General features: G+C 40.2%; 10 protein-coding genes. 2 read left to right on the top strand and 8 right to left on the bottom strand.

Annotation, left to right across the window (positions count from 1 at the left end):
- Positions 1-134: 134 nt before the first annotated feature.
- Positions 135-1,103 carry a tryptophan--tRNA ligase gene (trpS, locus tag GUA46_RS01575; RefSeq protein ID WP_176619018.1) on the bottom strand — a complete coding sequence of 323 codons (969 nt, stop codon included), beginning with the start codon at positions 1,101-1,103 and terminating at the stop codon, positions 135-137.
- Between the two features lie 114 nt (positions 1,104-1,217).
- Between trpS and GUA46_RS01570 the strand changes: the two genes are divergently transcribed.
- Positions 1,218-1,955 (top strand): lysophospholipid acyltransferase family protein, encoded by a 738-nt coding sequence (locus GUA46_RS01570; RefSeq protein ID WP_176619017.1) that lies wholly within the window; start codon positions 1,218-1,220, stop codon positions 1,953-1,955.
- On the opposite strand, the gene GUA46_RS01565 is transcribed toward GUA46_RS01570, so the two are convergent.
- From GUA46_RS01565 to recA, 7 genes are all read right to left on the bottom strand, one after another.
- Complete coding sequence (locus GUA46_RS01565; protein ID WP_176619016.1) at positions 1,952-3,817, bottom strand: sensor histidine kinase; 1,866 nt, start codon at positions 3,815-3,817, stop codon at positions 1,952-1,954. The two genes, GUA46_RS01570 and GUA46_RS01565, sit on opposite strands and share 4 nt — an antisense overlap.
- 4 nt (positions 3,818-3,821) lie before the next feature.
- Entirely contained in the window at positions 3,822-4,982 is a 1,161-nt protein-coding gene (locus tag GUA46_RS01560; protein WP_176619015.1) for a histidine kinase, read from the bottom strand.
- 114 nt (positions 4,983-5,096) lie between these two features.
- Positions 5,097-6,998: a sensor histidine kinase gene (locus tag GUA46_RS01555; RefSeq protein ID WP_176619014.1), complete on the bottom strand. Its 1,902-nt coding sequence runs from the start codon at positions 6,996-6,998 to the stop codon at positions 5,097-5,099.
- A 121-nt stretch (positions 6,999-7,119) separates the two neighbouring features.
- Positions 7,120-8,571, bottom strand: a complete 1,452-nt coding sequence (locus tag GUA46_RS01550) for an outer membrane beta-barrel protein (RefSeq protein WP_176619013.1) — start codon at positions 8,569-8,571, stop codon at positions 7,120-7,122.
- Positions 8,572-8,582: 11 nt separating this feature from the next.
- Entirely contained in the window at positions 8,583-9,113 is a 531-nt protein-coding gene (locus tag GUA46_RS01545; protein ID WP_176619012.1) for an RNA polymerase sigma factor, read from the bottom strand.
- 28 nt (positions 9,114-9,141) lie between these two features.
- Complete coding sequence (locus GUA46_RS01540) at positions 9,142-9,585, bottom strand: hypothetical protein (RefSeq protein ID WP_108245555.1); 444 nt, start codon at positions 9,583-9,585, stop codon at positions 9,142-9,144.
- Between the two features lie 99 nt (positions 9,586-9,684).
- A complete protein-coding gene (recA, locus tag GUA46_RS01535) occupies positions 9,685-10,692 on the bottom strand; it encodes a recombinase RecA (protein WP_176619011.1) in 1,008 nt (335 codons plus the stop codon).
- A gap of 266 nt (positions 10,693-10,958) precedes the next feature.
- On the opposite strand from recA, the gene trhO reads away from it, so the two are divergent.
- Positions 10,959-11,990, top strand: coding sequence for an oxygen-dependent tRNA uridine(34) hydroxylase TrhO (gene trhO / locus GUA46_RS01530; RefSeq protein ID WP_176619010.1), 1,032 nt, complete (start codon positions 10,959-10,961; stop codon positions 11,988-11,990).
- Positions 11,991-12,029: the final 39 nt, after the last annotated feature.

The raw sequence follows: 12,029 nt of genomic DNA, 5'->3' as shown, positions 1-12,029 counted from the left end.
TTTTTGGGTGTAGTTCAGCGGGGAGAAGCCACAGAAAATCGAGGTTTTGGTAAAGTTTGCCCCAAATAAGGAGGGTTATCTAATTTAGGTGTCCAGATAATAATAAGCGATTCCATCAAATTGACGATGAAAGGCTAGTATCCCAACTTCTCACGAACCCTTGTTAACACTCCATCGGCTACTTTACGGGCTTTTTCTGCACCAAAGGCCAAAGCTTCGTCGACTTCGTTTTTGTGGTTCATGTAGTACTCGAACTTTTCGCGGGGCTCTTCAAACTTTTCCACGATAAGTTCGTACAGGGCCTGTTTGGCATGTCCGTAGCCATAATTACCGGCCAAATAGTTGGCACTCATTTCTTCTACCTGTTCTGGAGTTCCCAATAATTTGTACAATGCAAACACGTTGTCCTTGCTCGGGTCCTTGGGCTCTTCCATAGGAGTACTGTCCGTAACAATGCCCATAATCTGCTTCCGCAACTTTTTATCGGTCTGGAACAAATTGATGAGGTTTCCGCGACTTTTGCTCATTTTTTCGCCATCGGTTCCTGGTACGTACATGGTTTGTTCGTGTACCTTGGCCTCTGGCATTACAAAAGTTTCTCCCATTTGGTTGTGGAAGCGCGACGCCACGTCACGCGTCATTTCCAAGTGCTGAAGTTGGTCTTTTCCCACTGGGACAATATCCGCATCATACAACAAAATGTCGGCGGCCATCAACATAGGATAGGTAAACAGTCCGGCATTTACATCTTCCAATCTGTCCGCCTTGTCCTTGAACGAATGTGCCAAGGTCAATCTTTGGTAGGGGTAGAAGCAGCTAAGGTACCAAGCCAATTCCGCCGTTTGCGGAATATCGCTCTGTCTGTAGAAAACTGTTTTTTCAATATCCAGTCCAAATGCAAGCCAAGCGGCAGCAATAGCATATGTATTGTTCCGTAGCAGCTCCCCATCTTTAATCTGGGTAAGCGAGTGCATATCTGCGATAAAGAGGAAGGAATCATTCTTTGGATCCTGTGCCATTTCTATAGCTGGTGAAATCGCACCCAAAATATTCCCCAAATGTGGTGTTCCTGTACTCTGTATGCCGGTAAGTATTCGTGCCATGCCTAATTTTTGCCCGTAAAAGTAAGCATCCCTTACTTATAAAAAAAGTGGCTTTTAGTCTAAAAGATGGGACGCTATCAGAGCTAAATTTTGGAAATACTTTACATTTGGCGGATGCTTGGAGCAATCAAAAATGTGGGACATGTGTTGTATAGGGTCTGGTTCTATATTCTGGTTACCGTGCCCATTCTTTTGTTTTTTCCTATTCTTCTTCTGTTGACCATTTCGGAGAAGACCTATCACCAATTTTTTTGGCTTGCCCGGAATTTGTGGGCGAGGCCAATCCTATATGGAATGGGCTGTTTTCCAAAAATTCTGCGTCAACAGCGAATGGAAAGAGGTAAAAGTTACATGTTGGTGGCAAACCATACCAGTATGCTGGATATTATGTTAATGCTGATAGTTAGTCCTAATCCATTTGTGTTTGTAGGCAAAAAGGAATTGGTTAGCATTCCAATTTTTGGCTTCTTTTATAAGCGGGTTTGTATTCTGGTGGACAGGGATAGTGTAAAAAGCCGTACTGGTGTATATCGCCGTGCCCAGAAACGTCTTAACCAAGGGCTGAGCATTTGTATTTTTCCCGAAGGGGGCGTTCCGGAAGAGCATGTGGTTCTGGACAAGTTCAAGGATGGCGCGTTTAAAATGGCCATTGCCCACAACATTCCTGTGGTGCCGATGACATTTTTGGACAATAAAAAACGTTTTTCCTTTACTTTTTTAAGTGGGGCACCGGGACCGATACGTGCCATTGTGCATCCATTTTTCGAGACAGGAATTTTAGCTGCCTCCGATACCTCAACGCTTCGTGAAGAGGTGAGACAGGTTATTTTGGAGGATTTGGTAAAGAATTAGAGGATTTTTAGGGGAATACGAACGATAACTTTTGTTCCCTCTGGATGATTGTAATCATCATATTTGTCCACTATGGTAATGGAATCTTTGTTTTTGCCTAATGATTGCAATCGTAGTTTGGTAACCTCCAGTCCCCTTGATTTTTTTTCATTCTGATAGATATGAAGCCTATCCTTTGCAGCCAAACGGCCTACTCCGGTGTCATCCACGATACATATTAGATCATGATTATCTTTCGTAAAACTAATATGGAGTTGTTTTGTTCCGGATTTTTTTGGCAGCAGTCCATGTATCAATGCATTTTCTACAAAGGGCTGTAAAATCATAGAAGGAATCTCTATTTCGCCGGGATCAAGACCTTCGTCCATGGTAATTATATAGGAAAAACTGTTGTCGAACCTCAACAATTCCAACGACAAGTAGTCTTCGAGCATTTTTATTTCTTCCGATAAAAGAATGTTGATTTCCATGGAGCTTTCCAGAACATTTCGGGTAAGCCGACTGAACTTGTTCAAATATTTTAAAGCACTTTCGATTTTTTTCACGGACACCAGATGTTGAATCGCGCTTAATGAGTTAAAAATAAAATGTGGATTTATTTGGGCCCGTAGCGCTCTTGTTTTTTCAAAAAGAGCTCTTTGCTGGAGCATCAGGTTTTCGCGGAATTCCAAATGGATTTTATAAAAAAGACCGAATGCAAATATGACCATCTCAATAGAACAACCAATAATTATATAGTAAAGCCCATCCAGCAGTAATCCATCTTCAGGGGTCGAATAAAATGTTCTAATCAAAGGAGCGGCACAATAGGCAGATGTGGCCAAGGCCATTACATAGGCCAAAGGATCTTTGCCCACATACATGAGATAGGCCAGGCCAATAAGTGCGGTAAAGTTAAGTATAGCATAGGCGTTTTGTGTAATAAAGATAAAACCTATGGTGTCGCCTAGCGCAAACAAAACACCAATACATATAAGGATTATACTGTTCAGAACCACAAGCACTTGTACCAAAAAATGAACAAATGGGTATTCTTTTTTAGATTGAAGAAAACTTGCAAAAAAGAACAGATACACAATGTTGTCCACAAACAAGAAACTCTGGGAAACCCAGTAGGAGATGTAGTTATTGTTAAAGATGAACTCGTATATGCCAAACTTAAGTCCGCACACATACACAAAGGTCACCACAATGTAAATGGAGTACCACAAAAATTCTGATTTTTTGATGAAGAAGTAAAAGGACAATGTGGTAAAACACATGATAAAACAAAGCCCTGTAAAGAAATAGTAGGGGAGTTGGTCCTTATAATCCTTTTGCGAAACAAATGCATTGGGCGAGGCATTGCTAATGGTAAAGCCCCAATTCTGGACATCCTCCTTAAAGCTAATTCGCTTTGCTTTTATTAATAGATGCTCATTATCGAGCAAATTGCTCTTTCTCAACTTTAAAAATGAGTCGTAATACGAATGATTTACTTGGCTGCTCTCATTGTTTTTGTCAAACTTGCCTATTTTTTTAGAAACCATTTTATTTTGTGATTCCAGATATATGGTGGCATGATCAAATGAGTTGAAGGTCAGGTAAAAGTAATTGTCATTGGAACGGTTTGATACATGATCATACAAGTCCAACTGAATCCAATAGGTATCCTCAGGGGAAGTTTTTTCCGATATTTCTTCGGGTTTTACCAACTGACTTTTCTTGGTCAGGAAATCACTATAGGTCGTATCAGTTTGTGTTTTTAGAATTTTAAAACCTATCTCTTTTTTAAAAAAGGAACTTTCAAGGTTTTGGGAGAAAAGATTATTAGCGGGAAAAACGGCTAAAAAGGATAAAATAAACTTCACGTAAAATTTCATGTAGCTATCTTAAATTGGGGAGAGTAAGTGTTATGTTGCCAATCCATCTTTCCCCTATTTTATGGATTTTGCTTTCATTTTTAATATTGTACCCTTTTGCCGTATTGAGCAACTTGATTTGATCTTGCCATTTTAATATGCGTGCCCGATATTCTGGTGGCGTAGTGTTTTTTGAATCAAATTCCTGATATTGAATTACCAGTACAACTTCTGAGTTGGTGGATCTAAAGCTTATTTTAAAGTGTTGCCCTTTTTTTTGGTTGAACATGGAACGTTCGATTATATTTTCAAAAAGGGTGTGGGTAACAAATGAAGGTATTATGGCTTCTTGGAGTGTTTCGGAGCTTTTTTCCATGGCGATTACGTAGTCAAAGGAATCATCGTACCGTAGTTTTTGAAGCTTAAGATACCAGTGCAGCATATCAATCTCGTTATAGAGTGAAACGGTATCGTTCCCCAATTGCCTTAAATAGAACCGTATGAGTCTACTGAAAGTGGACAGGTATTCCAGTGCCAGTTTTTTCTTTTCGGAAGTAACAAAATATTGGATTGCGTTCAGTGAGTTGAACAAAAAATGGGGGTTGAGCTGTGAGTTGAGTGCCAATACTTTGAGTTCTAGCATCTCTTCTCGGATTTTTAAAAGTTTTTCTTGCTTTTTGAGCACTTCTTGGCCGGCCCTAACACTTTTGATCTTTATGGCACAGATAGAAGCTATGGCGGAAAGCATTTTTAAATGCCGTTCATTAAAATAGCATTTTTCGGGGTGCTCACAATCAATCACTCCATAAAGATGGTTTTCGTGCACAATGGGAACGCATATTTCCGAGAGTCTATTGGCATCGTCCTCAATATACCTAGGGTCCTTTGATGTATCCGGAATCAATGCTGCCCTTCTCGTTTTTGCAACATTTCCCGTAATGCCTTCGCCCATGGAAATGGAAACAGGATTGTACAATGCCTTATCCTTAGGATTCTTGGGTCCATAAGCGGCTTTCTGAACAAGCAATTGTCTGTTTTGATCGACCAAATAAATAACACAGTCCACAAACCCCAGTTTAGAGATGCAGTTTTTGGCCAGATCCCAAAGGATGTCTTCTTCATTTTCTTTTCCCATCAAGGATTTGGAAAAGTATATGAGAATGTCTTCAAACTGTTCAGAGTTCACAGTATCAAAGGGTTAGTTAGTGTTTAGGTTTTGAATGTAAGAAATTTATCGATAGTTATTGCGAAGAAACCTAGTTAATTAACTTTTAGCTCCACAGTTATGGAGATGTGAGCCTTACTGGTATTGTTCCAATGGAATGGAAATAATGACCTTGGTACCCATTGACTTACTTTGGTTATCCAATTTGTCCACTATTTCTACCTTTCCCGAGCCAAAATGCCATGACTCCAGTCTCTTGATCGTTACATCGAGCCCTCTTGATTTTCTTTGATTGGGATATGTTATTTTGGTTTCATTGTCCCGATGTCTTCCTACACCGGTATCATCGATTATGATTTTTAACGAACCTTCTTCCTCTTTCATGGTTATGGTCAGCTCTTTTTGGCCCGAAGTTTTTGGCAGTAAACCATGTATGATCGCATTTTCTACAAAGGGTTGCGAAATCATAAATGGTATTTCTATTTCGGAAGTGTCCAGTTGCCCATCTATATCTACACTGTATGAAAACGCATTGTCAAAGCGAAGGGATTCAAGTTCCAAATAATCGTTCAACATTTCAATTTCTTCATCCAGTGTGCCGGTACCCTCTACGGATGCTTCTAAGGCATTTCTCGCCATGCGGCTAAATTTGGTCAAATAGTTTAGTGCACTGTCGTTCTTCTTTTTAAGGATAAGATGCTGAATGGACCCAAGGGCGTTAAAGATAAAATGAGGGTTTATTTGTGCTCGGAGCGCCTTGTTCTCATTGGTAATGGCCTCTTGTTCAAAATAAATACGCTTAAGGTATTCGTTGAATGCCTTGTAGGTAAGGCCGTAGGCAAAAAATATTATTTCGAGGATCGAGCCAATGATCAACACCAAAGAATTTCCATAAAGCATGGGGTCGGAATCGGAACCTAAGTTAATGTAGTAATAGATGAAAATACTTATCATATAACTGCTTCCGCCAATCAGGAAAATTGTACTTATCCTGTTCTTATTGTAAATGAACAAGTAAATCAAAAAGGAAATGGTTATCAAAAACGAAACGACCCTTAATACTTGTAAAAGATAGATATGTCCTAGATGATACCTAAATGCGAAAAAAAAGAGATCTGTTATCAAAAGAAGTACGTGTGCATATATCCCAATTTTGATAAAGACATAGGTTCGGGGGTACTCTTTTTTTAAGTTAAGATAAAATAGAGCAAACATTAGGTAGAGTATTCCCAGAATTATGGCATTGGTATCCCAAAGCCAACTTATGATAAAAGAATTGTTCAGTTGGAGTCTTTCAGGTAAGATCAACTCCCCATGGAACAGATAGATTATAATGGACAAAACAAAAAGGGAATACAACAAGAACTCAATTTTTCCAAAGTAGATATAAAAAATCAGCATGGCTATGCTCATAATAAAACCAACACCCATGTAGATAAAAGTGGGTATCGACAATTTTATGTTGTTCCAGGTGTAGGAATTTTGATTGGAACTCTGTTTTAAGCAGAATGTCCAATTGTTGATGGATTCTATAAACTTTATACGCTTTACCTGCAAAAACAGAAAGCGATTGTTGATTAGAGCATTTTCGGGAATTGGGATTTCGCAGTGATATATGGAAGAGCTTGTTTTGTTGCTTAGGGTATTTTTATTGAACTGCCCTATAGGTTCATTAAATACGCGCCCATTTTTTTGGTAATAAACATGACCGTAATCAAAGCAGTTTAACGTTAAAAAGTATTTTTCATTTTTTGATAAGGATTGCTCCAGCTTCTCAAAATCGAGCATAACCCAATAGGTCTCATCAGGATGGGTCTTATAGTGAATTTGTTCCTTCGGTAAAAATTTGTTCAAATTGCCGTAAGCCTCTTCAAAGGTCATTCGAGAATCCTTTGTTGGAAATACTTTAAAGGTGAGTTGCTCTTTGCTAGGGCTTTCTAGTTGTTGCTGTTGACCCAATAAATTGTTTGCTACCAGTAGGATGGGGCAAAAAATCAATAAAGCCTTGGATAAGGAAGCCAACATGTTCTTTTTCATTGAAATTACGTAAAATAAGGAAAAAAGCTAATCTCTGCAGGCAAACAAAAAAGCGCCCTATGAAATAGGACGCTTAATTAATTGCTTAAAGGAGCAATCTTCCTAACCAACTTCTTTTGTGCTAAAACTTAAAGGTAAATCCGCTGTACACCCCAATGGAGTAGGGCTGAAAATTACCGGAAACATTCGAAAACGTATTTAGCTGGTACTTGAACACAGGTTCCACATTGAACCTGAATTTTGGGGTAAAATGATAGTTGAGCCCCATACCAAAGTTTGCACTAAAGTTTAATGAGTTAATGTTGTTGGCCTCTCCCATTTCGGTGACCAGTTCGTTGGATTCCAACAAAACGGAATTGTCTACAAGGAACAATGAGCTTACACCCCCTATTAGGTCAACCCCGAATTTTTTGTCGAGTAGGGCATAGTTTACTTCCAGCGGAACTTCGATATAGCCCAATTGTTGGACCATTTTACCTTCCAAGCTAGGTACTTCATTAAAAGCAACTTCTTTGGCACCCAACACAGGGGAATTCTTTGCACTTTCCTTGCTCTGGACCAGTATGGTCTCGGAGTTTTGATCATAATCTATGTTCGCTATCCTATTGCTCGCCGCTGCCTGTAGGGTAGAGGAAAAGACCACATCATTGGTGTTGTAACCAAAGTTTACTCGGTGCACCCCTGAACGTATCTTTACTTTTTTGCCAACCTCATAGGCCACATTTACGCCATAACTCAAGTTGAGGTTCCCCGTTTTGGAGTTGGTGGCAAAATCCGCTCCAACGGGCGACCCATCGCCGGCACCATTAAAATAGACGGGAGCCAAAGATGGACCAACCGACCATTTTCCAGAGTTGTTTTTTGCAACCGCTTCCTCCAATTGTTCCTGCTCCGCAATGGCATCGTAAATGGACTGCTTCTCTGTTACGTCTTTTTCTGTAGTGTTTTCAGCAACCTGATCTTCGTTCTTTTTGGTTGATAAAGTTGTTTTTCTTTTGGCAGATTCCTCCTCATCGATATTCATCACGATGGCACTGTTGTTCTTTTTCATCGCTTCTTTATCCTGAGAAAGTTTTTCATCCTTTGGCGCACGGTTCTTATCGATTTGAGCCAATTGTGAACCCTTTTGGTTTGATATGGAAAAATTATTTCCAGTGCTACTTGAAGCCTTGGTTTTGGCAAAACCGTTCTCTTCTGCTTGATTTTCCTTTTGATTCAAGGTGTTTTTGTCAGAAGTATTTGCTAAACCATTTTGCTCATTTTGGTTAGTAGTTGGAGGAATAAAATCTCGATTTATCTTTTCTTTTGAATTTGTTTGATTTTCAGGAACTGAGATGTTTTCGACATCGGTAATAATCTGCTCCTGTTCTTCTCCAAATGGATTAATGGCCAGCAAAGCTATGATCAAAGCCGCCGCCGCACCGCCGAGGCCCCACCAAATAGGAACGGCCCGCTTCTTTTGTTTTTTGTTGTCCAAAGAAGCTTCGATAGAGGCCCAGACCTTTTCGTCCGGAACTTCTTGAAAGTCCTGAAAGCTTTCTTTGAACAATTGCTCTAAATTCTTTTTCCCCATTGTCTTTCTATTTAAGCAATGTTTATTTTGGCTTTTTCTATTTTTTCCCTCAAAATGGCCTTGGCCCTTGCCAAATTCGATTTTGATGTTCCAGTGGATGTCCCCAACATCTCACTGATTTCCTTGTGACTGTAACCGTCCAACACGTATAGGTTAAAAGTTAACCTATACTTGTGCGGTAGCTCTTGAATGTATCCCAAAAGGGTAGAGAGGCTTATATCCGTATCTTCTGTATCTACCTCCTCCTCATCCTCGGTATTTTCCGAAACCACGTTGAGGTGTTGGTCTTTCCTATACTTTTGAAGAACCGTATTTACGGTTATCCTTTTGATCCAACCTTCAAAAGAGCCTTTAAAACCGTATTGGTCAATTTTGTCGAATATGGTCATAAAACTGTCGTGCAGACTATCTTCCGCCTCCGTTTTGTTACGGGAGTACTTCAGGCACATACCGAAAAGAATACTGGAATATCTCCGGTATAGTTCAGCCTGTGCCTGTCGGTTACCCTTTTGACAGTTATGTATCAATTCTTCAAGATCCAAATGTTGGTCAATTTTGGATTGTTGCTATTTAATTTGTCGGTTCACCTTCTTCCGCAATCGGAACCGTGTATTCTAAAAATTTAGCATTTCCTTCTTCATCATCCCCGGCGTAAAAACGGAAGGTGTAGTCCTTGGTGTAAATTACATTAAATTTTAAGGTGGCCACTACTTCTTCCACAGCTTCGGTGCAGGCCCTGTCCTCATCGGTAAGCACGGAACCGACCACTACGACATCACGACCCGTTTCTGCTGTTTGCGACACATCGAAACCTTCAAAAAATGTACAACCATTAGGTCTTAGGTAGGTTACTTCAATATCGTAAGTTTTTCCAAACTCGAACGACTCTGGAACTTCGGCCTCCACGGTAGTAAGGGCAGTAAAGTAAAAATTGGGGGAATCATCATCCACCTCACAAGAGATGAACCATGAGCATGCCACAATTAACATAAAGGGCATTAACACTTTTTTCATAATAAAAATCCTTTTATTCCCTAGATGTGCAGTATGCGTAGGGGTTGCGTAGGATTTTCACAACCAAAAGTTAAACTCCCCAAAAAATCGATAAAAGGTTTATTCGCTTAAGGCGGTTATGGCTTCCTTAATTTTGCTTTCCAATTCTTCGGATAGCTCTGGGTTGTCCACAAGAAGCGCTTTTACGGCATCTCTTCCCTGACCCAGTTTGGTGTCGCCATAACTGAACCAAGAACCACTTTTCTTTACGATTTCATAGGCAACCCCCAAGTCGAGTATTTCCCCGATTTTAGAGATTCCCTCTCCGTACATAATATCAAACTCTGCGGTTTTGAACGGAGGGGCGACTTTGTTTTTTACCACTTTTACCCTGGTCTTGTTCCCTTGAACATCACCATCGGTACTTTTAATTTGAGTGGAGCGTCTAATGTCCAGTCGGACGGAAGCATAGAACTTAAGTGCGTTACCACCGGTTGTGGTTTCGGGATTACCGAACATTACGCCGATTTTTTCCCTCAACTGGTTGATAAATATTACGGTACATTTTGTTTTACTGATGGTAGAGGTCAGTTTTCGCAAAGCTTGGGACATCAAACGGGCATGCAATCCCATTTTGGAATCCCCCATTTCTCCCTCGATTTCACTTTTAGGTGTCAATGCCGCAACGGAATCCACGATTACGATATCGATGGCCCCGGAACGTATTAGGTTATCTGCAATTTCCAATGCCTGCTCTCCATGATCGGGCTGGGAAATGATCAAGTTATCAATATCTACCCCTAATTTTTTTGCGTAGAAACGGTCAAACGCGTGCTCTGCATCGATAAAGGCAGCGATTCCACCCGCTTTTTGGGCTTCTGCAATGGCGTGCAATGTCAATGTGGTTTTACCGGAAGATTCCGGACCATATATTTCAACCACTCTTCCTTTGGGATAACCTCCAACGCCGAGGGCAATATCCAATCCCAAAGAGCCAGAAGGAATTACTTCTACATCTTCAACAACGCTATCGCCCATTTTCATAACAGCACCTTTACCGTAGGTTTTGTCCAACTTGTCCAACGTAAGTTTTAGGGCTTTTAATTTTGCTTCTTTCTCTTTGCTCATGGTAAAAATTGTTAGGAAGGCTAAAATACCATTTCTTTCCACATGAAAAAAAGGGCACGCAACCTTTTTAATAACAATACATCTTAAGGACACTAACTCATCTCCATAGGGCCATTTAGGGCTCGCAATTGCTATGAGGAAGAAAATTCAGCTATGAAAACGGTAATGGATTAAGGGGGCCTTCGCGGCCCTTTTAATTTACTCTCCCTTTAATTTTTATCTTTGCACAAATTTTAGAACCATTCTTTAACTTAATAAAGTATAGCATGCAACTGTACAACACATTAAGTGCAAAGGAAAGGGAAGCCCTTATCGAGGAAGCCGGGAAAGAACGGCTTACCATCTCTTTCTATCAATATGCACGAATCGGCAATCCGCAAATTTTAAGAAACCATCTTTTTTTGGCTTGGAACGACATGGAAGTTCTGGGGCGTATTTATGTCGCACACGAAGGGATAAATGCCCAATTATCCGTACCGGCAGAAAACTTCAATGTATTCAAGGAACATTTGGACAGCATTGTCTTTTTAGAAAATGTACGTTTGAACATTGCCATAGAGCAGGACAACAAGTCTTTTCTAAAATTGAAAGTAAAGGTCAGGGACAAAATTGTGGCTGATGGATTGAACGATGACACTTTTGATGTCACCAACAAGGGCATACACGTAGGCGCCGAACAGTTCAACGAACTCATTGAAGATGAGAATACGGTTTTGGTAGATATGAGAAACCACTATGAAAGTGAGATCGGCCATTTTAAAAATGCCATTACGCCTGATGTGGACACTTTTCGAGATTCCCTTGATATTATAGAACAGGACCTTGCCGAGCATAAAGAAGATAAAAAGCTGGTAATGTACTGCACCGGTGGCATTCGGTGTGAGAAGGCCAGTGCATATTACAAGCACAAAGGCTTTAAAAATGTATATCAGTTGGAAGGCGGAATTATTGAGTATACCAGACAAGTTCGCGAAAAACAGCTGGAGAATAAATTCTTGGGCAAAAACTTTGTTTTTGACCATAGAAGGGGAGAACGTATCTCCGAAGACGTGATAGCCCATTGCCACCAATGTGGAAAACCTTGTGATACCCATGTAAACTGCGCCAACGAAGCCTGTCATCTGTTGTTCATACAATGTGAAGAGTGCGCCGAGAAAATGAACAATTGCTGTTCGGTGGATTGTATGGAAGTACATGCATTGCCCTATGAAGAGCAGAAGGAATTGCGCAAGGGCAAGGGAGCCAGTAATAAAATTTTTAAAAAAGGGCGCTCTCCGGTTCTTAAATACAAGAAGTAGTATTTCAATGCTGCAACAAATTGTGTTATATTTACAACT

This window comes from Flagellimonas chongwuensis, from assembly GCF_013376415.1.
GTDB lineage: Bacteria > Bacteroidota > Bacteroidia > Flavobacteriales > Flavobacteriaceae > Flagellimonas > Flagellimonas chongwuensis.
This window is presented reverse-complemented; position numbering and strand designations above follow the sequence as displayed.

Excerpts from the sequence above, each read along its gene's own strand:
- trpS (WP_176619018.1), bottom strand. The coding sequence starts at position 1,103 with ATGGCACGAATACTTACCGGCATACAGAGTACAGGAACACCACATTTG.
- GUA46_RS01570 (WP_176619017.1), top strand. The coding sequence starts at position 1,218 with ATGCTTGGAGCAATCAAAAATGTGGGACATGTGTTGTATAGGGTCTGG.
- GUA46_RS01565 (WP_176619016.1), bottom strand. The coding sequence starts at position 3,817 with ATGAAATTTTACGTGAAGTTTATTTTATCCTTTTTAGCCGTTTTTCCC.
- GUA46_RS01555 (WP_176619014.1), bottom strand. The coding sequence starts at position 6,998 with ATGAAAAAGAACATGTTGGCTTCCTTATCCAAGGCTTTATTGATTTTT.
- GUA46_RS01550 (WP_176619013.1), bottom strand. The coding sequence starts at position 8,571 with ATGGGGAAAAAGAATTTAGAGCAATTGTTCAAAGAAAGCTTTCAGGAC.
- GUA46_RS01540 (WP_108245555.1), bottom strand. The coding sequence starts at position 9,585 with ATGAAAAAAGTGTTAATGCCCTTTATGTTAATTGTGGCATGCTCATGG.
- recA (WP_176619011.1), bottom strand. The coding sequence starts at position 10,692 with ATGAGCAAAGAGAAAGAAGCAAAATTAAAAGCCCTAAAACTTACGTTG.
- trhO (WP_176619010.1), top strand. The coding sequence starts at position 10,959 with ATGCAACTGTACAACACATTAAGTGCAAAGGAAAGGGAAGCCCTTATC.